Consider the following 22035-nt stretch of genomic DNA (forward strand, 5'->3'; position numbering starts at 1 on the left):
TTAAGGGATGCCCTTGGGTATACCTTGGAATGATACAAAATACTTTTTGGAATCATTTTTAGTTAACTCCGATTAAGCTTAAGTTTAGCACCGGCAGAAGTTCCGGGCTGTCCCGGAATCTTTCTGCCGGCGTCCTGACTGCCGCATCACATTGGATAGACTTTGTTTCTTAGATTCTAGAAAAGGATCGGATATCCACACGGCCCGCGCTCATAACGCAGCGGGCCAGACGATATACCGCGCCGGCACAGGCCGGACAGGGAAAGGCGGTGGCAGTGTTGAACATCAGAGAACAGCTGGAAGCACAGGAATGTGAGATTTTAAGTCCCTATGCTTCCCTCAGCAAAAACACGAGAGGGCGTGAACGAGACGAGCCTCTTTGCGATATCAGGCCGGCCTATCAGCGGGACAGGGACAGAATCCTGCACTGTAAATCTTTCCGGCGTCTAAAACATAAGACACAGGTTTTTCTTTCACCGGTGGGCGATCATTACAGGACGAGACTGACACATACGCTTGAAGTGGCGCAGATTGCCCGGACTATAGCGAAATCCCTCCGGCTTAACGAGGAGCTGGCGGAGGCCATCGCACTGGGGCATGATCTGGGACATACACCTTTTGGCCACGCTGGGGAGGACGCGTTAAATACGGTGTGTTCAGAAGGCTTTGCCCATTATAAGCAAAGCGTCCGAGTGGTTGAGCGTCTGGAAAAGGAAGGAAGAGGACTTAACCTGACCTGGGAGGTGCGAGACGGCATCCTGAATCACAGGACCTCCGGCCGCCCTCATACATTGGAAGGTAAAGTAGTCCGTCTGTCGGATAAGATTGCGTATATCAACCATGATATAGACGATGCCATACGCGCTGGGATACTGACAGAGGAGATGCTTCCATCTCCTTATACGGACGTCCTCGGACATACGGTGCGGGAGCGTCTGAATACACTGATCCACAGTATCATTGAGGAGAGCTGCGGCAAACCGGAGATTCTCATGGCGCCGGAAGTGGAAAAAGCCATGGGAAGCCTTCGGGCATTCATGTTTGAAAATGTCTATAAGAATAGTGTATCCAAAAAAGAGGATCCGAAAGCACAGCAGCTGCTGGTGGATTTATTTGGATATTATCTGGATCATGTGGATGAGCTTCCAGGGGAATACAAGATGCTGATGGATCAGGGAGATTCTAAAGAACGGGTGGTCTGCGATTATATCGCGGGCATGAGTGACAGCTACGCGATCGACACGTTTACGAATCTGTTTGTTCCGCAGGCGTGGAAAAACTGACAGGGGAATGAGCTTATGTTTTATCCAGAAGAATTGGTGGAAGAGGTGCGGACGCGAAACGATATCGTAGATGTGATCTCCTCCTATGTGAAATTACAGAAGCGGGGCAGCACCTATTTTGGGCTGTGCCCTTTTCATAATGAAAAAACACCGTCCTTTTCCGTGACGCCGTCCAAACAGATGTATTACTGCTTTGGATGCGGAGCGGGGGGCAATGTGATCACGTTTTTAATGGAATATGAGAACTATACATTTCCAGAAGCACTCGCATATCTTGCAGAGAGAGCGGGGATAGAGCTGCCGAAGCAGGAGGAGAGCGCGGAGGCCAGAAAACAGGCGGATCTGCGGGCGAGGATACTTGAGGTGAATCGGGAAGCCGGCCGGTATTTTTATTATCAAATGAAAGGCGTGTCCGGACAAAGGGCGTATGACTATCTGAGAGGCCGGGGCCTTACGGATGATACTATCCGGAAATTCGGCCTGGGATATTCCAATCCTTACCGGGACGACCTTTACCAGTATCTGAAGAAAAAAGGATACAGTGACAGCCTCTTAAAGGAAACGGGTCTTGTGAAGATAGAAGAGAGGGGATGCCATGACAGGTTCTGGAATCGGGTGATGTTTCCGATCATGGATGTGAACGGAAAGATTATCGGCTTTGGCGGGCGCGTTATGGGAGAGGGTGAGCCGAAATACCTGAATTCACCGGAGACGAAGGCCTTTGACAAGAGCAGGAACTTATATGGACTCAACTATGCCAGAACGGCCAGAAAGCCTTATATGCTGATCTGCGAAGGATATATGGATGTGATCTCCATGCAGCAGGCAGGCTTTGCCAACGCGGTGGCATCCCTGGGGACCGCGTTTACCTCCGGGCAAGCCAGTCTTCTTAGACGGTATACGGAGCAGGTGATCCTGACCTATGACAGTGACGGCGCCGGAATAAAGGCGGCGCTCCGGGCGATTCCGATATTGAAGGAAGCAGGGCTGTCGGCCAAGGTGCTGAGCCTGAAGCCGTATAAAGATCCGGACGAATTTATCAAAAATCTGGGGGCAGAGGCGTTTGAGGAACGGATAGAATCAGCGCAGAACGGTTTCTTATTTGAGACAGATGTGCTTTACAGACAGTATGATATGGAAGACCCGGAGCAAAAGACGGCATTTCATAATGCGGTGGCAAAGAAGCTGCTGCAGTTTTCTGAAAAACTGGAACGGGATAATTATACGGAAGCTGTGGCGAGACAGTATCATATCGGGTATGAGAATCTGAAGAGCCTGGTCAACACCATGGGCGGAAAGGTCGGACTGGCGGCGGAACGGCCGTCGGGCATGCGGCGGACAGAAGAAAAAAAGGAGCGTACTGACGGGGTACGGCAGTCTCAGAGAATTCTGCTCACCTGGCTGATCGAAGATGAGCGTGTCTATGGTGCGGTGAAGGGAATCATAGGACCGGAGGATTTTACAGAGGTCCTTTATCAGAAGGTTGCAGCCATGGTCTTTGAGGGTCTGCAGTCGGGGCACCTGGAACCGGCCGGTATCCTAAGCCATTTTATTAACGACGAGGAAGAATATAAGGAAGTGGCGGCGCTGTTCAATACTTCCCTTTCGGAGCTGACAAAGGAGGAGAGAGAGAAAGCGTTTTCGGAAACCGTGAAGCGGGTGAAGCGGCACAGCCTCGAGGAAAAAAGCAGGAATGTGACGGAAATAGCCGCTTTGCAGGAGCTCATTAAAGAGCAGGCAAACTTAAATCAACTGCATATTTCTCTCAATTAAGGATAGAATATAGCCGAATAGCATTCGGTTACGGAAGGATGGGAGTTATATGGAAGCGGTGGGGCTCCGGCTGGAGGACAAGCTGGCTAAGCTTTTGAAGCTGGCGGCACAGAGGAAAAATACCTTGGATTACCAGGACATCATGGAAGTGCTTGGAGATGACAGCCTGAATGCGGACTGTATCGACAAGACGTTTCAGGTGCTGGAGGCCGGAGGCGTGGAAGTACGCAGTGAAATAGCAGAAGAAGAGCTTCTTTTCCTTTCGGATGAGGAAGGAGACAAAACAGAGACGGAATTTCAGGAGACGGTGAATATAGAAGGGCCTTCGTCAGAGGACCCGGTTCGGATGTATCTGAAGGAGATTGGGAAGATTCCTCTTTTGACGACGGGAGAAGAGCTTTCTCTTGCAAAGAGGATCGAAGAGGGAGATGAAGAAGCCGGAAGACGTCTGGCTGAAGCGAATCTCAGACTTGTCGTGAGCATCGCGAAGCGATACGCGGGGCGCGGCATGCAGTTTCTGGATTTGATCCAGGAGGGAAATCTGGGGCTCATGAAAGCCGTGGAAAAGTTTGACTATAAAAAGGGATATAAGTTCAGCACTTACGCAACCTGGTGGATCAGGCAGGCGATTACAAGGGCCATAGCCGACCAGGGCAGGACGATCCGCATACCGGTCCATATGGTCGAGACGATCAACCGGGTGATCCGCACATCCAGACAGCTTTTACAGGAATACGGAAGGGATCCTAAGCCCGATGAGATTGCAGAACGGATGAACCTACCCGAGGAGCGGGTAAGGGAGATCATGAAGTTTTCCATGGAGCCGGTCTCTCTGGAAACTCCGGTGGGGGAAGAAGAAGACAGCCATCTGGCGGATTTCATACAGGATGAGAGCATCCAGGTTCCCGCCGAGGCGGCCGCGTTCAGCATGCTGAGAGAACAGCTGGGGGAGGTCCTCCATACATTGACAGACAGAGAGCGGCAAGTTCTGTGTATGCGTTTCGGACTGATCGATGGTGAGGGGCGGACCCTGGAAGAAGTGGGAAAAGAATTTAATGTGACAAGAGAGCGGATCCGGCAGATTGAAGCAAAGGCTCTCCGGAAGCTGAGACATCCAAGCAGGAGCAAAAAGCTTAAGGATTATCTGGAATAGACACAGGATATAAGGAGAACGAAAGACAGATGGAGTTATCAAAGAGGCTGACGGCCATTGGGGCCATGGTGGATCCGGGGAGCCGTCTGGCCGATATTGGCACGGATCATGGATATCTGCCGATCTGGCTGGTGGAACAAGGGGTGATACCTTCTGCGATCGCCATGGATATCAATGAAGGACCTCTTCTTCGTGCGAGAGCGCACATTGAGGAGCACGGGCTGGACGCACGGATTTCTCTCCGGAAAAGCGACGGTCTGGAAGGGCTGGAGCCTGGAGAGGCCGACACGGCTGTGATCGCTGGTATGGGAGGAATGCTGATTATCCGGATTTTAGAAAGAGGAAAAAGGATTGCGGCCGGACTGCGGAGACTGGTATTGTCACCTCAGTCGGAGATTAAAGAGGTCCGGCGCTATCTTCTGCGGAATGGGTATCAGATTTTTGCGGAGGACATGGCAGAAGAGGAAGGGAAGTACTATGTTGTTATAAAAGCAGGATATTTGCAGGAAACAGCGGATGGAAAAGAAGGTCTTGGGCCGGATGAAGAGCCTTGGTCTTACATAGAAGAGAAATACGGCAGGTATCTGCTTCGGACGGGAAAACCAGTTTTTTTGGAATACCTGAAGAAAGAAGAGGACACTCTTATAAAGATTCGGGAGACGTTAATGGAAGTGAGGACAAAAAAGGCCGATGAACGCCTTCTGCAGATAGACAGAGAGATTCTGGCTGTGAAGGAAGCGCTTTTTCAGGCAGGAGCGGAAAAAACTGGGGAAGAGAGCCGGAAGAAATGACAAAGGAGGAGACCGAGTGAAAAAGTGCCGGGAGATAAAAGAGTGGTTTGACAGAAAATGGCCGGAATCAATGGCATGCGGCTGGGATAATGTGGGCCTGCTGGCCGGGAGGGCGGACAAAGAAGTACGGTGCGTATATGTGGCTCTGGATGCTACAGATGAAGTAATAGAAGCGGCTGTACGGGAGGAAGCGGATATGCTGATCACTCATCATCCGCTTATTTTTGGAGCCATAAAAAAGGTCAGTGATGAGACGTCGGTGGGAAGTCGGGTCATGAAGATTTTACAGGCGGATATTTCGTATTATGCGGGCCATACCAATTTTGATATAGCGGCAGGAGGCATGGCAGATCTGGCGGCAGAACGCCTGGGGATAAGGGGATGTACGGCGCCCCTTGAGGCCATGGGAGAGCAACAGGGAGTCCCTGTGGGAATCGGCAGGGCGGGCTCTTTGGCAGAAGCCATGACCCTGGAAGAACTGTCAGAGCTTGTGAAGGAACGTTTCTGCATACCGGCTGTTACCGTCTACAGTGCAGATAAAAAACGGATGGTAAGGCATATCGCCATTTCACCAGGATCGGGAAAAAGCATGCTGGTTCCTGCTGTGGAAGCGGCCGCGGAGGTACTGATCACTGGCGATATGGGCCATCATGAGGGGCTTGATCTGATGGCGGACGGACTCTCTCTTATAGATGCGGGGCATTACGGCCTGGAGCATATTTTTGTGGATGCAGTTGCAAAAGAGCTGGAAATGGCCGGGTTTGGTCTAGTGATAAAGAAAGCTCCTGTTTCATATCCTTATGAGATAATATGATGCAGGCGGAAAGGGGTTGATATTATGTGGACAGTAATATGCGGCGGAAAAGAAATGAAGGTGGAAGAGGGAGCCACGCTTCTGGAATTGTCAGAACGCGTGAGACAGGATTATTCCCATGACATTCTTCTGGCGTCTGTGGACGGAAAACTGTCGGAGCTACATAAAAAGGTAAAAGACGGGAGCAGGATTGAATTTTTCACTGCGGCGGATAAGCCGGGATTTCAGACATACAGGCGCAGTATGATTTTCCTTTTGGTGAAAGCAATCTACGCGGCTGCAGGAAGAGATGTCCTGGATAAGGTGCTGGTGGATTTTGCGATCAGTAAAGGCGTGTATGTGGATATCCGGGGCGATATTCAGGTGGATGAGGCATTTGTGGAGTCCGTCTCTCAGAAGATGAAAGAGCTGGTGGAAGAAAAGCTGCCTTTGATGAAACGGAGCGTTTCCACCGATGAAGCGGTGGATTTGTTCGGGAAATATAAAATGTATGATAAAGAGAAGCTGTTCCATTACCGAAGAGTGTCCAAGGTGAATATATACAGCATCCGGGAATTTGAGGATTATTATTATGGATATATGGTATGCAATACTGGATATCTGAAATATTTTAAGCTTTATTACTATGACGGAGGCATTGTCATCCAGATGCCCACGCAGAAAAATCCGGAAGAGGTGCCGGAGTTTGTACCCGGTGAGAAGGTATACCAGTGCCAGAAGGAGTCCTCTAAATGGGGCGAGGCTCTTGGCGTAGACACTGTGGGCGATCTGAATGACCGGATTGTGAGCGGAGGGATCAACGAATTGATCCTAGTGCAGGAAGCTCTGATGGAAAAGCGGCTGGGAGAGATCGCTACAGAAATCGCGAGAGACCGGAACCGGAAATTTGTGATGATCGCGGGACCTTCTTCCTCTGGAAAGACAACCTTTTCTCACCGTCTGTCTATTCAGCTGCGAACATTGGGCCTTGAGCCGCATCCCATCGCCGTGGACAATTACTTTGTAAACAGGGAAGATACTCCCAGGGATGAATTTGGGGAATATAACTATGAATGCCTGGAAGCTATAGATGTAAAGCAGTTCAATCAGGATATGTGCGCTCTGCTGGAGGGAAAGACAGTAGCAATGCCCACATTTAATTTCAAAAAAGGCAGGCGGGAATACAAAGGAGACACTCTGACGATGGGGCCGGATGATATCCTGGTTGTGGAAGGTATCCACGGGCTCAACGACAAGCTGTCATACAGCCTTCCTCCGGCAAATAAGTTCAAGATTTATATCAGCGCCCTCACTCAGCTGAATATCGATGAGCACAACCGGATACCAAGCACGGACGGACGTCTGATAAGGCGTATGGTGAGAGACGCGCGCACCAGAGGCACGGCGGCGAAGGATACCATCGCCATGTGGCCTTCTGTCCGCAGAGGTGAGGAGGAAAATATATTTCCGTACCAGGAGTCGGCAGACGTGGTATTCAATTCTGCGCTTATCTATGAACTGGCAGTCTTAAAGCCTTATGCGGAGCCGCTTCTTTTCGGGATACCCAAGGATGCGCCAGAATATATGGAGGCAAAACGGCTGCTCAAATTCTTTGATTATTTCCTGACTGTGGTAAGCGAAGACATACCGAAAAACTCCCTTTTGAGAGAATTCATCGGGGGAAGCTGCTTCCACGTTTGAGCATAACTTTAAATGTTTTTCCCTCTCATGATAAATAAAAGGCCCGCCGGAGCAGCTCTCGGCAGGCCTTCTTTTCTCGTATTCAATTTTGGAAAGTAATATATAAAAATACTATGTCGGCGAGATCATAAAGGTGTGCCGTCCTTATTCATATCTTTCAGGTACAAGAATAATGGAAGCCCCATCTTCACAGTAACCGTGATAAAAACAAGTCCTACAAGTATTGCGCACATCATATAATCACCTTCCTTCCTACTAATACTATATCACAATCGAAGCAGGATGGATGTCAAGATACCGTTAAAGTTTATACCTTGACGCACGAAGTGTACCCGCCTTTAGGGCATGTATGAAGAGGTGCCCTTGGGTATACCTTTAAATACCTTTCAAACAAGCTTTCTTAATCTGGTTTACAAGACAGGAGAAAATCCGATTCCATCCAGGCGGCTCGCTGGCAGCCGTAACCAGAATTTTTACGGCCTCCAGTCGGTCCTTTCCAACTGCCATGGATAAATCGATATTTTTCCATGTCAGATTCCAATAAAAACCTGCATGAGATTCGGTTTTTACCTCCCTGCGGCCGGGAAAATTCTGCTAACGCCTTGCGGCGCTCGCCTTACGATGGAAGCGGATTGTTCCTCCCGCTCCTCTTGCCTTACCGGGATAAACTTCCGCATGTTTTGAAAAGCATTGGAGCGGACACTGTGGCCCGCTGCGGTACGCGCGCGGGCCGTGTGGATATCCAATCCTTTTCTGGTATCTAAGAAATGAAACTTGTCCAGTACAGTGCGGCGGGCAAGGCACCGGCAGAAGGATTCCGGGCCGGCCTAAAGGTGAGCGCTGCAGAGCAGAGGCCGGTGTTCCCCAGGCGGAGGGAGGCAGAAACGAAAAATACCGATTCCGTTTCTGAGCGAACCGGAGACAGGAAATCATAAAGATTTCCTGCCGACATGTGAGCGGTACTCCCGGAGCGGGGATAAGGCGGCCTCTGAATCGCCAGCGAACCGAAATCGTGACGGTCCGGAACTTCTGCCGGTGTTAAACTTAAGCTTAATCAGAAGTAATTAAAAATGATTCCAAAAAGTATTCAAAGGTATCTTTTTCGACAAAGTCCGCGTTTGTTTTTTCTTGAATTTCCGGATAGCTTGTGTTATGATACCACAGAGCAGGATGAATGGTCGCGGCTGCAGCGCTGAAAAGCGGCAGACGAGGAAAGTCCGGGCTTCATAGGGCAGGATGCCGGATAACGTCCGGTGGAGGCGACTCCAAGGATAGTGCAACAGAAATATACCGCCGGCTTTTAGCCGGTAAGGTTGGAAGGGCAGTGTAAGAGACTACCGCTCTCCTGGTAACAGGGGAGGCATATGTAAACCCCATCCGAAGCAAGACCGAACAGAAAGCATAAGACGGCCCGTCTGCTTTCGGGTAGGTTGCTTGAGCCTTCCGGTGACGGCAGGCCTAGATAGATGACCATTCGCGACAGAACCCGGCTTATAGTCCTGCTCATATTGAAAACAAGGGAATGTCCCGTGAACGGCCGCTGGGCCGTTTTTTATATCTGCTTTGTTATTTCATAGGAAGCCAGTGGGGAAATATGAAGAGAGAAGTACATCTTGATGAAATAGAACGGTTATATGGATTGAATGATATGGTAAAGGCTGACTGCGGAGGATGCGCGGGGTGCTCCGTCTGCTGTCACGGTATGGGAAACTCTGTGATCTTGGATCCGCTGGACGCATATCGCCTTTTAAAAGGCCTTTCTGCAACCTTTAAAGAACTGCTCGAGGAAAGCGCAGAGCTCCATGTGGAGGAAGGAATCATCCTGCCGAATCTTAAAATGACGGGCCGGGAGGAGAGCTGTGTTTTTTTGGATGATACAGGGAGATGCTCCGTCCATGCTTATCGTCCGGGTCTCTGCCGTATTTTCCCTCTGGGGAGATATTACGAGGGACATTCGTTCCGGTATTATTTACAGAGCAGCCAGTGTCCGAAATCCGGCCGGACGAAAATAAAGGTAAAGAAGTGGATCGATATTCCGGATGCCGGACAGAATGAGCATTTTATCCTGGAGTGGCATGACTTTCTCAAGGAACTGAAAGAGCGTTTTGCCGGAAGCAGGGACGAAGCGCTTCAAAAGGACGTAAACACGTTTGTGCTGAACCTGTTTTATGCAGAACCATACGATATGGAGGCAGACTTTTATATCCAGTTTGAGGAACGGCTTGCCAAGGCAAAAAAGCTGGTCTCAGCGTTAGAATGGTGATGATCAGGCAGAATAGGGTTTTCGATACTCCAATATGTGATGAGGAAAGCTATATGATGCCGAATACAAAGCGTTTAATCCAGATTCGGATTCTATAAATTGAAAAATGGGGTTGCATCAGATACAATCCATGGTACAATGGAAGAGTAAAAAACTAAAGCGGGGAAATAATATGAAACGGATTGCACGGTTTGAAAAGGTCAGCAAATCCCAGTTCAGCAGGGATTTTCTGGATACCTTCGGGCGAGAAGAGAAAGCGGCATGTGAAGCGGCATATGAAATGGCCGAGGTGCCGAAAAGGGCCACATCCGGATCGGCGGGCTATGATTTCATCACTCCGGTTCCCATCTGCCTGAAGCCGGGAGATTCTGTCAAGATTCCGACGGGGATCCGCGTTTCGATGGAAGAAGGCTGGGTGCTTCAGATTTATCCGAGAAGCGGCCTTGGCTTCAAATATAGGCTTCAGATGAACAACACAGTCGGCATAGTGGACAGCGATTATTATCATTCTGAGAATGAAGGTCATATATTCATTAAGATCACCAACGACAGCAGAGAGGGAAAAGAACTTCGCCTGGAAGCGGGTAGCGGTTTTGCCCAGGGGATTTTTATGGAATTTGGGATCACGGAGGATGACGATGCGGCAGCCGTGAGGAACGGCGGTTTCGGAAGCACCGGAGTATGACTGCGGGATGATGATTAAAATAGAAATAGGATAAGGAGAGGACTATGAGTGAATATGTAATTATGACGGATTCGGCATCTGATCTGCCGGAGGAGTATATCAAGGAGCACGATCTGGATGTGCTGAATTTATTTTATAATCTGGAAGGTACCATTTATGGAGGAGAGCATCTGCTGAGCATTCAGGATTTTTATCAGAAGATGCGGGCGGGAAGCATGCCCACCACCATGGCTGTAAATCCGGAAGACGCGGGAAATGCCATGCGCAGGCATCTGGAAGCAGGAAAAGATATTCTGTATCTTGCTTTCTCATCCGGGCTCAGCGCCAGCTATCAGAATGCTGTGATTGCAGCCAACGATCTGAAGGAAGAGTTTCCGGACAGGAAGATCATCGTAATCGATTCTCTGTGCGCTTCCATGGGAGAGGGCCTTTTCGTACATAAGGCGCTCAAGCTCAGAGATGCGGGGAAATCCCTTGAGGAAGCGGCAAAGTGGCTGGAGGACCATAAGCTGAATGTGTGCCACCAGTTTACCGTGGATGACCTCCACCACCTTCATAGAGGCGGCCGGGTATCCAAGACCACGGCGGTCCTGGGGACTTTGATCAATGTAAAGCCGGTGCTTCATGTGGATAATGAAGGCAAGCTCGTTTCCTTATGTAATGTAAGGGGACGGAAGAAGTCTCTTCAGGCGCTGGTATCCAATATGGAAAAAACGATCGAAGGGTTTGAGGACGAGAACGAAGATATCTTCATCAGCCACGGAGACTGTCTGGAGGACGCAAAATATGTGGCGGAGCTGATCGAGGAAAAGTTTGGCCCCAAGAAATTTTATATCAGCTATGTCAGCGCCGTTATCGGCGCACATTCCGGTCCCGGCACCATGGCGCTTTTCTATATGGGAAATAAACGGTAAGAGGAAATTATGAAAGAACGATGGAAAAAGATCCGGGCGGGCCTGCTGGCCTGCCTGTGTGTCCTTCTGCTGGCCTCCTGTGCCGGCGGAAAAGGCAGTGATGAGAATAAAAAAGGGCTTTCCCTTTATGGAGACGGAAAGTATGAAGAAGCCATAGCATCCTTTGACAAAGCCATCCAGAAAGATGGGGAGCGTGCGGAATATTATACCAATAAAGGCATGGCTCAGCTGGCTCATGGAGATTACGACGGAGCGAGAGTTTCTCTGACCCATGGCATCAGTCTGGCTCCCGAAGACCCTGGAGTGTACCGAGCCATGGGAATCGTCTACTATCAGGAAGAAAACTATGAAGAAGCGGTTCATTATTTTGAGGCAGCGTTAAATGTTCTGGGGACGGAGAAAAAGCAGGAGGAGCTCCGTACCGATATCTGTCTTTATAAGGCAGAGGCGGAAAGCCGGAATGGAAACCATGAAGCCGCAGTCGAGGATTATGGTACGCTGATCTCCGGGGATGAGAAAAATCCGGAGTATTACTTTCTGAGAGGAAAGGCTTATGCTGCGTCCGGAGATTTGGACAATGCGAAATCAGATTTTGATAAAGTGAAGGATCTGGCTCCTGCGGATATGGATTATTATGTAGACATGTATCTGACGCTGGAGGAGAACGGGCGTGCGGAGGATGGGATTCCTTATCTGGAGACAGCGCTGGGCTTAAAGGCAAAATCCTCAGAGGAGCAGAGAAACAGGGGAGCGATCCAGTATCTTCTTGGGAATTATGAAGAGGCAAGGACTGAACTGGAGCAGGTTAAGGAAGAAGAGCGGGACGGAAATACCTGGATTTACTTGGGACTGGCCTGCGAGGCGCTGGGAGACGGCGAGGCGGCTAACCATGCGTTTGAACAGGCTTTGGCAGGCGCGTCGAGCAAGTCATCTGTGTACTATCAGATGGCGCTTTGTCAGATGCGTCTTGAGAATTACCAGCAGGCACTGTCAGATGCACAGTCGGGCATTTCTGAAAATGACGGTTCGCTTATACAGGAGCTGTCATATGTAGAGGCTGCCTGTTATGAATACTTGGGTGACTTCCAGACTGCCCTGCAGAAATTCACCGCTTATCGGGACACCTATGGCAGCAATGAGAAGATAGACCATGAGATTGCCTTTTTGGAAACGAGGCAGCAGTGACGCCGGCCCGGCCCCTAAATGACAGGACGGGGAATCTGGCATGTCGTATATGAGGGAATATGATCGATATTAAAGAAATAGAAGAACGTGTGATATTAGTCGGAGTCAGCACCAGCGACGGCGACGATACCGAGGCTTCTCTTAAAGAGCTCTCCGAGCTGGTGAAGACGGCGGGAGCCGTTTCGGTGGGGACCTTAATTCAAAACCGGGAAGCGGTGCATCCCGGCACTTATCTGGGCACCGGGAAGATTTCCGAACTGAAAGAATATCTGGAAGCGGAAGGTGCCACCGGGATCGTCTGCGATGACGAGCTTTCTCCGGCGCAGCTTCGGAACCTTGAAAGTCTCCTGGATGTAAAGGTGATGGACCGCACTCTGGTCATCCTGGATATTTTTGCTTCCAGGGCGTCCACCAGAGAAGGGAAGATTCAGGTGGAACTGGCGCAGCTCCGCTACCGGGCCGCCAGGCTGGTAGGGCTCCGCAATTCGCTGTCCCGTCTGGGCGGCGGAATTGGAACCAGAGGGCCGGGAGAAAAAAAGCTGGAGGTTGACCGCCGCCTGATCCATCAGAGAATATCTGTACTGAAGGCAGAGCTTGAGGATGTGAAACGGCACAGGGAGACGACCAGGAAGCAGAGGGAACGGAACCATATGTCAGTGGCGGCGATCGTAGGCTATACCAATGCCGGAAAGTCGACGCTCCTCAATACGCTCACTGACGCGGACGTGGTGTCTGAGGACAAGCTGTTTGCTACCCTGGATCCTACGACGAGGGAGCTTCCGCTGCCGGACGGTGAGACCGTTCTTTTGACGGACACCGTGGGGTTTATCCGTAAGCTGCCCCATCATCTGGTGGAAGCGTTTAAAAGTACTCTGGAGGAAGCCAAATATGCGGATATGATTCTTCATGTGGTGGATGCGTCCAACCCGTCCATGGATATTCAGATGCATACGGTGTATGAAACTTTAAAGAGCCTTGAGGTCATGGGAAAGACAGTCATCACTCTGTTTAACAAAATTGACCGGATGGAAGAGCTGCCTATCCTGCGGGATTTTCAGGCAGATGAGACTCTTTGTATATCTGCAAAGGCCGGTACAGGCCTTCCGGAGCTCAAGGTGCTTCTTTCCAGGATCCTTCGGGAGAGAAAGATATATCTGGAACGGCTTTATCCCTACAGTGAGGCTGGGAAAATACAGCTCATACGAAAATATGGACAGCTGCTTTCCGAGGAGTATAAGGAAGATGGAATTGCGGTGACGGCATATATGCCGGCAGAGCTGATCGGAAAAATATAAGACTGTATTCTGGATGACCAGAGCCCGGATTTACCGGAAACTCTGGTTTTTCCAATTATTGGAAATCTAGATATGGTATTAGGATAAAATAAAACTCATATATCTTGTGTTTTCCTATTGACGTAACAAATAGCCTTTGCTATAATCTATCGTGTGGCTTGAGGCGGCCAGCCTTGTTTTGCCGGAAAGGGGATTTATATGTTTAACGTAATTAAACGAGACGGAGAAATAGCGGAGTTCAATCTGAACAAAATAAAAGACGCAGTTCTCAAAGCATTTGTGGCAACAAATAAAATGTATACGGAAGAGATTCTGGAGCTTCTGTCCCTGCGTGTGACTGCGGATTTTCAGAATAAAATTGAAGACGGCCGTGTGACCGTGGAGCAGATTCAGGACAGTGTAGAGCATGTCCTGGAGCAGGCCGGCTATACGGATGTGGCGAAAGCTTATATTTTGTACAGGAAGCAGCGGGAAAAGATCCGCAATATGAAGTCCACGATTCTGGATTACAGCGATGTGGTAAACAGCTATGTGAAGGTCGAGGACTGGAGGGTGAAGGAAAACTCTACGGTCACATATTCCGTAGGCGGACTGATCCTCAGCAATTCAGGCGCTGTCACAGCGAATTACTGGCTGTCTGAAATATACGATGAAGAAGTCGCAAACGCTCACAGAGGAGCAGATATCCATCTGCACGATCTTTCCATGCTGACCGGATATTGTGCCGGATGGTCCTTGAAGCAGCTGATCATGGAAGGACTGGGCGGAATTGACGGAAAGATCACATCGTCTCCTGCCAAGCATCTGTCCGTGCTCTGCAACCAGATGGTGAATTTTCTGGGCATAATGCAGAATGAATGGGCAGGAGCCCAGGCGTTTTCTTCCTTTGATACATATCTGGCTCCTTTTGTGAAGGCAGACAATTTATCTTACCGGGAAGTGAAAAAATGTATTGAGTCGTTTATCTATGGAGTCAATACGCCGAGCAGATGGGGAACCCAGGCTCCTTTTTCCAATATCACATTGGACTGGACGGTACCTTCTGATCTGGCGGAGCTTCCGGCGCTTGTCGGCGGCAGGGAAATGGACTTCAAATACAAAGACTGCAAAAAAGAAATGGATATGGTGAATAAGGCTTTCATCGAGACTATGATCGAAGGGGATGCCAATGGACGAGGATTCCAGTATCCGATTCCCACTTATTCCATAACCAATGATTTTGACTGGTCGGATACGGAAAACAACCGTCTTCTGTTTGAGATGACTTCCAAGTATGGGACGCCATATTTTTCCAATTATATAAACAGTGACATGGAACCCAGCGATGTCCGCAGCATGTGCTGCCGGCTGAGACTGGATCTGAGGGAACTCAGGAAAAAGACAGGCGGATTCTTTGGATCCGGAGAGAGTACAGGCAGCATTGGAGTAGTCACGATCAATATGCCGAGGATTGCTTATCTGGCGGAGGACGAGGCAGACTTTTATGCCAGACTTGACCGGATGATGGATATTTCGGCCCGTTCCCTTAAGACCAAGAGGAGCGTTATTACAAAGCTTTTGGAGGAAGGCCTTTATCCTTATACCAAACGCTATCTCGGGTCATTTGACAATCATTTCTCCACGATCGGTCTGATCGGCATGAATGAAGTGGGTCTGAATGCGAAGTGGCTGGGCGGAGATATGACTGATGAAAAGACTCAGAAGTTCACCAAGGATGTGCTGAACCACATGAGGGAGAGGCTATCCGATTATCAGGAGATGTACGGAGATCTGTATAATCTGGAGGCGACGCCTGCGGAATCCACCACATTCCGGCTTGCAAAGCATGACAGAGAACGGTATCCGGATATCAAGACCGCGGGGAAAGAGGGAGATACCCCTTATTATACCAACAGCTCCCACCTTCCGGTGGAATATACGGCGGATATTTTTGACGCTTTGGATATCCAGGATGAGCTTCAGACTCTTTACACGTCCGGCACGGTATTCCACGCGTTCCTAGGCGAAAAGCTTCCGGACTGGAAAGCGGCGGCAAAGCTGGTGCATGTGATCGCCGACAATTATCGACTTCCTTATTACACCATGTCGCCTACCTATTCTGTCTGCAGTGAGCATGGCTATATCGCCGGCGAACATTTTACCTGTCCGACCTGCGGTAAGCGGGCTGAGGTATACAGCCGGATCACCGGATATTACCGGCCGGTGCAGAACTGGAACGAAGGCAAGACGCAGGAATATAAGAACCGTCAAGTATACGACCCGGTAAATTCCTGCTTGAAAAAGGGAGCAGGAAGCAATGTGACCTACAGCCAGGAAAATTGTGAAAAAAAAGAAGCGGAAGGACAGGTAAAAGCAGCCCTTAAATATTTGTTCACCACGAAGACCTGCCCCAACTGCAAGCTGGCTAAGGAATTCCTGAAGGATGAGGAATATGAGGTTATTGACGCTGAAGAACATGTGGATCTGGCGGCGCAGTACGGCGTGATGCAGGCTCCGACGCTGGTCGTGGTGCAGGGCAGCGAAACAGAGAAGTATGTAAATGCGTCCAATATCAGGAGGTATGTGGAAGCACGCTGAGGAACGGGGACAAGGAGCAGACTATGAGCTATGCGGATAAGGTTTTTATCGAAACTTGTAAGGATATTCTGGAAAACGGCGTGTGGGACACGGATTATGATGTCAGGCCCAGATGGGAAGACGGAACTCCCGCCCATACCATTAAGAAATTCGGCGTGGTAAACAGGTATGATCTGTCAAAGGAGTTTCCCATCATCACCATCAGAAAGAGTGCGTTCAAAGGCGCTATCGATGAGATTCTCTGGATTTGGCAGAAGAAATCCAACCGCGTGGCGGAGCTTGGAAGCCATGTCTGGGATTCCTGGACCGACGAGAGTGGGACCATAGGGAAAGCCTATGGATATCAGCTGGGTGTGAAGCATCAGTATAAAGAAGGAATGTTCGATCAGGTAGACCGGGTGCTGTATGATCTGAAGCATAATCCCAGCAGCCGCAGGATGCTGACGAACATATTCAACCATCAGGACCTCCATGAAATGATGCTGTATCCGTGCGCCTACAGTATGACGTTCAATGTATCAGGAAACCGCTTAAACGGTATCTTGAATCAGCGTTCTCAGGACATGCTGACGGCCAATAACTGGAATACTTGTCAGTATGCGGTTCTTTTGTGCATGTTTGCCCAGGTATCAGGCCTTGAACCGGGAGAGCTGGTGCATGTGATCGCGGATGCCCATATCTACGACCGGCATGTTCCGATGGTGGAAGAACTCATAAAAAGGGAGCCTTACGAGGCGCCGGAGTTTGCCATGGATAAATCCATTACGGATTTTTATCAGTTCACCGTGGACAGCTTTTCGCTGAAGGATTATAAATATCATCCGTTTAAAGAACGGATACCAGTGGCGGTTTGACAGACGGCAGGAGGGCGTATGCAGATAATTGTAGCAGCAGATGAGAACTGGGCGATCGGCAGAGGTGGGGCTCTTCTATGGCATCTGCCGGAGGATATGAAGTTTTTCCGGAAGATGACCACCGGAAATGTCGTGGTAATGGGACGCAAAACTCTGGACAGCTTTCCCGGCGGAAAGCCCCTTAAAAACCGGACTAACGTGGTGCTGTCGGGGAATCCGGATTTTTCCAGGACAGGTACTATAGTCCTTCACAGTGTGGGAGAGGCTCTTGAATATCTGAATCGGTATGATGCAAGTGATGTGTTTATTGCCGGAGGGGGCCATATTTACAGGGAGTTTCTTCCATATTGTGATACGGCGTTTGTGACGAAGGTTTATAAAAGCTATGAGGCAGATACGTATTTTCCTGACTTGGATAAATCGCCGGAATGGGAACTTAAAGAAGAGGGAGGAAGACAGGAGCAGGAAGGAATCGAGTTTGCGTTTACCGTCTATCGACGGAAATAAACGGCAGTAACGAAGGCAAATCGAGAAGGACAGCTGCAAAAGGGCAGCGGCGATACAGAGTGCGAAACAAAACGCGGGTGAGAAGTCCAGAGAGACGGATGCCCGCGTTTTTATTTCTGCTATTGGATTCATACAGCGAAGCTCTTCTCATTCAATGAGAAGATAACAGCATATTCACGGAAGCATATCAATTCACAGGAAAGGTAACCGCTTTTTTATTTACATTTACCAGTCCTTCTTCTTTCATTTTCTTAAGCTCTCTCATCATGGCACTTCGGTCCACAGACAAATAGTCGGCCAGATCACTCATGGTAAAGGGAAGATCGAAGGATTCAGACTGGTTCTTTCTGGAGAGCAGGCTGAAATAAGACAGAAGCTTGTCCCGTATGGTGCGCTGACTTAAAATGTCCAGGCGTTCACTGAGCTGAACGGCTTTTTGGGAAATCAGCATCAGGGCATTGCTGACCAGCTGGCTGTGAAAGGAACAGGCATTGGAGCACCGCTTCACCAGGTGGCCGTAATCGATGAACTGAATCCTGGTCCTTTTATAGCTGATGATTTGGATAAGGGAAGTTTCACTGGCTGCAGCGGACAGAGTTTCTCCAAAAATATCCCCTTCCTCAAGCTGCTCCAGAATGGTCTGACGGCCGTCGGAATGGGTGCGCATGACGACTGCCTCACCGTCCAGAAGAATGCCGACTAAAGCGCTGCCTTGTCCAAAGGTGGTTATGATCTCTCCGGGCATATAATTTCGTTCGATGGCACGGAAACAGACCATCATGCGTTTATATTCTTCCTGGCTGATATGATCCAAAATAGAAACTTTAGCGGGCATAGCGGTTCCTTTCAATTTTTTTTTATAAAGTTGCATATGCAACAGATTTATTTTTCAAATGGGATATACTATGAATAACAAAAAGAAATCTAACAATATTATATATCAAAGAAAGGTTAAGGTGAAGTAAAATGAAAAAATATGTATGCGAACCCTGCGGATATGTTTATGACCCCGAGGTAGGAGATCCTGACAGCGGGATTCAGCCTGGAACTGCTTTTGAAGATCTGCCGGATGATTGGGTATGCCCTGTCTGCGGAGTAGGAAAAGATTCCTTTGTAGTGGAAGAATAAAATAACGCTGCTTTGAGCGAATGAAAAAGGGAGGATATAGGATATGAGCATCGTATTTGACAAAAGCCTGGTCACAGGCAGTGAAATGATAGATACACAGCATCAGGAGCTGATCGACCGAATCAATAAACTGGTGGACAGCTGCGCGAAAGGAAAAGAGAAAAATGTGGCGGTACAGACACTGGATTTCCTGATGGATTACACAGTATTTCATTTTTCCGCGGAGGAAAAGCTGCAGGAGGAGTCGGGATATCCGGATGTCAAGAGCCATAAAGAACAGCATGCTCAATTTGCGAAGGCAATCGAAGAACTGAGAGAAATGCTGGAGGAAGAAGAAGGCCCCACCGATGCGTTTGTGGCGGCTGTGAATAAAAACATTTCGGAATGGTTCGTGAATCACATTCAGGTATGGGACAAAAAAGTGGCACAATACGTCAATAAATAAAAAGGAAATAGCGCGATGAAAACAATGGAACTGAGGAAAGACTTTTACTGGACCGGTATTGTGGATGACAAGCTCCGGGTATTCGATATCATCATGGAGACGGAGTTTGGGACCACCTATAATTCGTACATTATGAAGACGGGCGGGCATACCATCTTATTTGAGACGGCAAAAGAGAAGTTTTATGAGGATTATCTGGAAAAGCTCAGAGAGCTTACGGATATAGACAAAATAGATTATCTGGTGGTGAATCATACGGAACCGGATCACGCTGGCAGTGTGGAACGGCTTCTGGATCTGAATCCGGGCCTTAAGATCATTGCCACGGGGTGCGCTCTCAGCTTCCTTAAGGAAATCGTCAATCGGGATTTCTGTGCCATCGCGGTTAAGGACAATGAAAAAATAAAGATTGGTGACAGGACTCTTCGCTTTCTGGTTGTCCCCAATCTTCATTGGCCGGATACGATGTACACTTATATTGAAGAAGAGCAGATTCTCGTGACCTGTGATTCCTTTGGCTCCCATTATGGCTTCCAGGATGTCCTCGCCAGCAAAGTGACGGATCAGGAAGGCTATATGCGGGCTACCAAATATTATTTTGACTGCATCATCGGCCCGTTCAAGCCGTTCATGCTGAAAGCGCTGGAGCGGATTCGGGAGCTGGATATCTCGATGATCTGTACCGGTCACGGCCCGGTTCTCGACACCAATATCGATTTTATGCTGAACACTTATGAAGAGTGGTGTACGGTAGTCAATCCGAACAAAAAAAAGACGGTCATCATTCCATATGTGAGTGCATACGGTTATACCGAAGCTTTGGCGGAGATCATTACAAAAGGTATTAAAGACAGCGGTGATATCGAGGTCCGGAGCTATGATATGGTCACAGCGGATCAGGGGAAGGTACTGGAGGAGCTGGGATTTGCCGACGGGATTCTGTTCGGTACGCCGACCATCGTAGGAGAAGCGCTTAAACCAATCTGGGATCTGACCACCTCCATATTTGCGGGAACCCATGGCGGAAAGCTGGCCAGTGCCTTCGGAAGCTATGGCTGGAGCGGAGAGGGTGTTCCTCACATCATCGAGCGTTTGAAGCAGCTGCGGATGCGCGTTCCCGACGACGGCTTCCGGGTAAGATTTAAACCCGGCGAGGTGGATCGGATCGACGCGTATGAATATGGATATAATTTCGGATGCCTGCTTTTGGACAAAGAAAATCCCAAGAAGACGGGGGCCAGGAAATTGGTGAAATGCCTGGTCTGCGGCGCAATTTTCGACTCTTCCCTTGAAATATGTCCGGTTTGCGGAGTGGGAAAAGAGAATTTCGTATTTGTGGAAGAAACAGTTACGGAATTCAGCAGGAATACCAGGGATTTTTATGTGATCTTGGGAAATGGAGCCGCGGGATTCCATGCGGCAAAGGCGATTCGGGAAAGAGACAAGACCGGCTCCGTAATCCTTATTTCCAATGAGCCTTATAGCGCATATAACCGGCCCATGCTCACAAAATCCATCATGTCTGAGCTTCAGGCCGACCAGCTGGCCATTGAAAATGAAAGCTGGTACGAGGAAAACAATGTGGCTCAGATTTTGGGCAGAGAAGTGGTGAAGATTGAACCGGGCCAGAAGGAAGTTACTTTATCGGATGGGGCGAAATTCAAATATACCAAGCTGATCTATGCGCTGGGTTCTGAAAGCTTCATTCCGCCCATACCCGGCTCCGATAAAAGGGAAGTGGTGGCCATACGCCGCCTGGAAGATACGAAGAAAGTGGCGGCTCTGCTTCCGGATGTAAAGCATGCGGTGGTGATCGGAGGCGGCGTACTGGGCCTTGAAGCTGCGTGGGAGCTCAAAAAGTCAAAATGTACGGTGACTGTATTGGAGCTGGCCCCTCAGCTGATGGGCCGCCAGCTGGACGAGGCCGCCGGTGATCTGCTGAAAGCGGTCAGTGAAAGCTGCGGGATATCGATTCATACTGGGGTACAGATAAGTGCGATCGAGGGCGACGGTACGGTCACAGGCGTAAAGGTGGGCGACGGTACGGTGATCCCGGCGGAGCTGGTCATCATTTCCTGCGGAGTCCGCGCTAATACGCAGCTCGCCAAATCCATTGGTATGGAGACAGAACAGGCCGTTGTGGTAAATGAGCGGATGGAGACCAGCATTCCCGACATTTTTGCATGCGGAGACTGCGCTCAGTATCAAGGCGTTAATTACGCCATCTGGCCTCAGGCGTCAGAGCAGGGAAAGGTGGCGGGTGCAAATGCTGTAGGAGAAAAACTGACTTATACGACAGTTCCTGCCGCGCTGACCTTTAACGGTATGAATACTTCTCTTTACGCCATCGGTGACAACGGCAAGAACCCGAATCTGGTATATAGGACCGTGGAATTTAAAGATATGGGAAGAAAGCAGTATGAGAAGTATTATTTCCTTAATAACAAGCTCTGCGGCGTGATCCTGATTGGAGATACCTCTAAAATGGCAGCGCTTACGGAGGCTGTGGAAAAGAGAAAAAGCTTCCGGGAATTATTTTCCTGATGGAATGAAATCATATCGGTTTGTCCTGCAAGTTGTCCAATGACTTGCAGGACTTTTTTTCGTAGAACTTCTTAATACCATATGATAAAATGTATGAAGAAAGACAGGTGTATTCGCCGGGCGGATAAGTATATTGAAAGAGGT

Annotated in this window: 19 protein-coding genes and 1 other RNA gene; 19 read left to right on the forward strand and 1 reads right to left on the reverse strand. The window is 49.2% G+C overall.

From position 1 onward, the window contains the following. Nucleotides 1-278: 278 nt before the first annotated feature. From H9Q78_RS14055 to H9Q78_RS14130, 16 genes are all read left to right on the forward strand, one after another. Nucleotides 279-1283, forward strand: coding sequence for a deoxyguanosinetriphosphate triphosphohydrolase (locus H9Q78_RS14055; protein ID WP_231061857.1), 1005 nt, complete (start codon nt 279-281; stop codon nt 1281-1283). A gap of 15 nt (nt 1284-1298) precedes the next feature. Next, nucleotides 1299-3056, forward strand: coding sequence for a DNA primase (gene dnaG, locus H9Q78_RS14060; RefSeq protein ID WP_249302602.1), 1758 nt, complete (start codon nt 1299-1301; stop codon nt 3054-3056). Nucleotides 3057-3105: 49 nt separating this feature from the next. After that, nucleotides 3106-4209 (forward strand): RNA polymerase sigma factor RpoD, encoded by a 1104-nt coding sequence (gene rpoD, locus H9Q78_RS14065; RefSeq protein ID WP_249302604.1) that lies wholly within the window; start codon nt 3106-3108, stop codon nt 4207-4209. A 29-nt stretch (nt 4210-4238) separates the two neighbouring features. Then, nucleotides 4239-5000 (forward strand): tRNA (adenine(22)-N(1))-methyltransferase, encoded by a 762-nt coding sequence (locus tag H9Q78_RS14070; protein WP_249302607.1) that lies wholly within the window; start codon nt 4239-4241, stop codon nt 4998-5000. Between the two features lie 16 nt (nt 5001-5016). Further along, on the forward strand, nt 5017-5814 hold the full coding sequence (locus H9Q78_RS14075) for a Nif3-like dinuclear metal center hexameric protein (protein ID WP_283245053.1): 798 nt from the start codon (nt 5017-5019) through the stop codon (nt 5812-5814). A 24-nt stretch (nt 5815-5838) separates the two neighbouring features. After that, nucleotides 5839-7494, forward strand: coding sequence for a nucleoside kinase (locus H9Q78_RS14080; protein ID WP_249302609.1), 1656 nt, complete (start codon nt 5839-5841; stop codon nt 7492-7494). 767 nt (nt 7495-8261) lie between these two features. Continuing rightward, nucleotides 8262-8429, forward strand: a complete 168-nt coding sequence (locus H9Q78_RS14085; RefSeq protein ID WP_249302610.1) for a hypothetical protein — start codon at nt 8262-8264, stop codon at nt 8427-8429. A gap of 227 nt (nt 8430-8656) precedes the next feature. Then, nucleotides 8657-9004, forward strand: an RNA gene (rnpB, locus tag H9Q78_RS14090) — RNase P RNA component class A. An 84-nt stretch (nt 9005-9088) separates the two neighbouring features. Then, complete coding sequence (locus H9Q78_RS14095; RefSeq protein WP_249302612.1) at nt 9089-9757, forward strand: YkgJ family cysteine cluster protein; 669 nt, start codon at nt 9089-9091, stop codon at nt 9755-9757. 172 nt (nt 9758-9929) lie between these two features. Continuing rightward, nucleotides 9930-10442 carry a dCTP deaminase/dUTPase family protein gene (locus tag H9Q78_RS14100; RefSeq protein WP_249302614.1) on the forward strand — a complete coding sequence of 171 codons (513 nt, stop codon included), beginning with the start codon at nt 9930-9932 and terminating at the stop codon, nt 10440-10442. A gap of 44 nt (nt 10443-10486) precedes the next feature. Next, complete coding sequence (locus H9Q78_RS14105) at nt 10487-11356, forward strand: DegV family protein (RefSeq protein ID WP_249302615.1); 870 nt, start codon at nt 10487-10489, stop codon at nt 11354-11356. A 9-nt stretch (nt 11357-11365) separates the two neighbouring features. Next, nucleotides 11366-12541: a tetratricopeptide repeat protein gene (locus H9Q78_RS14110; protein ID WP_249302623.1), complete on the forward strand. Its 1176-nt coding sequence runs from the start codon at nt 11366-11368 to the stop codon at nt 12539-12541. Nucleotides 12542-12600: 59 nt separating this feature from the next. Beyond that, nucleotides 12601-13836, forward strand: coding sequence for a GTPase HflX (gene hflX / locus H9Q78_RS14115; RefSeq protein WP_249302625.1), 1236 nt, complete (start codon nt 12601-12603; stop codon nt 13834-13836). Nucleotides 13837-14034: 198 nt separating this feature from the next. After that, entirely contained in the window at nt 14035-16413 is a 2379-nt protein-coding gene (locus H9Q78_RS14120) for a ribonucleoside triphosphate reductase (RefSeq protein WP_249302627.1), read from the forward strand. Nucleotides 16414-16436: 23 nt separating this feature from the next. Continuing rightward, the gene (thyA, locus tag H9Q78_RS14125; protein ID WP_249302629.1) at nt 16437-17267 is read left to right on the forward strand and encodes a thymidylate synthase; all 831 of its coding nucleotides are present in this window, start codon (nt 16437-16439) and stop codon (nt 17265-17267) included. Between the two features lie 18 nt (nt 17268-17285). Then, a complete protein-coding gene (locus tag H9Q78_RS14130; RefSeq protein WP_249302631.1) occupies nt 17286-17774 on the forward strand; it encodes a dihydrofolate reductase in 489 nt (162 codons plus the stop codon). Between the two features lie 187 nt (nt 17775-17961). On the opposite strand, the gene H9Q78_RS14135 is transcribed toward H9Q78_RS14130, so the two are convergent. Beyond that, the gene (locus H9Q78_RS14135; protein ID WP_249302633.1) at nt 17962-18609 is read right to left on the reverse strand and encodes a Crp/Fnr family transcriptional regulator; all 648 of its coding nucleotides are present in this window, start codon (nt 18607-18609) and stop codon (nt 17962-17964) included. A 131-nt stretch (nt 18610-18740) separates the two neighbouring features. Between H9Q78_RS14135 and rd the strand changes: the two genes are divergently transcribed. Genes rd through H9Q78_RS14150 form a run of 3 tightly spaced genes read left to right on the forward strand, consistent with a single transcriptional unit; the run spans nt 18741 to nt 21891 of the window. After that, the gene (gene rd / locus H9Q78_RS14140) at nt 18741-18902 is read left to right on the forward strand and encodes a rubredoxin (RefSeq protein WP_147595607.1); all 162 of its coding nucleotides are present in this window, start codon (nt 18741-18743) and stop codon (nt 18900-18902) included. A 43-nt stretch (nt 18903-18945) separates the two neighbouring features. Then, nucleotides 18946-19347 carry a bacteriohemerythrin gene (locus H9Q78_RS14145; RefSeq protein WP_249302635.1) on the forward strand — a complete coding sequence of 134 codons (402 nt, stop codon included), beginning with the start codon at nt 18946-18948 and terminating at the stop codon, nt 19345-19347. A 15-nt stretch (nt 19348-19362) separates the two neighbouring features. After that, nucleotides 19363-21891: an FAD-dependent oxidoreductase gene (locus H9Q78_RS14150; RefSeq protein ID WP_249302636.1), complete on the forward strand. Its 2529-nt coding sequence runs from the start codon at nt 19363-19365 to the stop codon at nt 21889-21891. Nucleotides 21892-22035: the final 144 nt, after the last annotated feature.

This window comes from Qiania dongpingensis (genome assembly GCF_014337195.1).
Taxonomy (GTDB): Bacteria; Bacillota; Clostridia; order Lachnospirales; family Lachnospiraceae; genus Lientehia; species Lientehia dongpingensis.

Coding starts and splice junctions, on each gene's coding strand:
- H9Q78_RS14135 (WP_249302633.1), bottom strand. CDS start 18,609: ATGCCCGCTAAAGTTTCTATTTTGGATCATATCAGCCAGGAAGAATAT.
- H9Q78_RS14095 (WP_249302612.1), top strand. CDS start 9,089: ATGAAGAGAGAAGTACATCTTGATGAAATAGAACGGTTATATGGATTG.
- H9Q78_RS14080 (WP_249302609.1), top strand. CDS start 5,839: ATGTGGACAGTAATATGCGGCGGAAAAGAAATGAAGGTGGAAGAGGGA.
- H9Q78_RS14085 (WP_249302610.1), top strand. CDS start 8,262: ATGAAACTTGTCCAGTACAGTGCGGCGGGCAAGGCACCGGCAGAAGGA.
- H9Q78_RS14150 (WP_249302636.1), top strand. CDS start 19,363: ATGAAAACAATGGAACTGAGGAAAGACTTTTACTGGACCGGTATTGTG.
- H9Q78_RS14120 (WP_249302627.1), top strand. CDS start 14,035: ATGTTTAACGTAATTAAACGAGACGGAGAAATAGCGGAGTTCAATCTG.
- thyA (WP_249302629.1), top strand. CDS start 16,437: ATGAGCTATGCGGATAAGGTTTTTATCGAAACTTGTAAGGATATTCTG.
- H9Q78_RS14100 (WP_249302614.1), top strand. CDS start 9,930: ATGAAACGGATTGCACGGTTTGAAAAGGTCAGCAAATCCCAGTTCAGC.
- hflX (WP_249302625.1), top strand. CDS start 12,601: ATGATCGATATTAAAGAAATAGAAGAACGTGTGATATTAGTCGGAGTC.
- H9Q78_RS14110 (WP_249302623.1), top strand. CDS start 11,366: ATGAAAGAACGATGGAAAAAGATCCGGGCGGGCCTGCTGGCCTGCCTG.
- H9Q78_RS14145 (WP_249302635.1), top strand. CDS start 18,946: ATGAGCATCGTATTTGACAAAAGCCTGGTCACAGGCAGTGAAATGATA.
- H9Q78_RS14130 (WP_249302631.1), top strand. CDS start 17,286: ATGCAGATAATTGTAGCAGCAGATGAGAACTGGGCGATCGGCAGAGGT.
- H9Q78_RS14105 (WP_249302615.1), top strand. CDS start 10,487: ATGAGTGAATATGTAATTATGACGGATTCGGCATCTGATCTGCCGGAG.
- dnaG (WP_249302602.1), top strand. CDS start 1,299: ATGTTTTATCCAGAAGAATTGGTGGAAGAGGTGCGGACGCGAAACGAT.
- rd (WP_147595607.1), top strand. CDS start 18,741: ATGAAAAAATATGTATGCGAACCCTGCGGATATGTTTATGACCCCGAG.
- rpoD (WP_249302604.1), top strand. CDS start 3,106: ATGGAAGCGGTGGGGCTCCGGCTGGAGGACAAGCTGGCTAAGCTTTTG.
- H9Q78_RS14070 (WP_249302607.1), top strand. CDS start 4,239: ATGGAGTTATCAAAGAGGCTGACGGCCATTGGGGCCATGGTGGATCCG.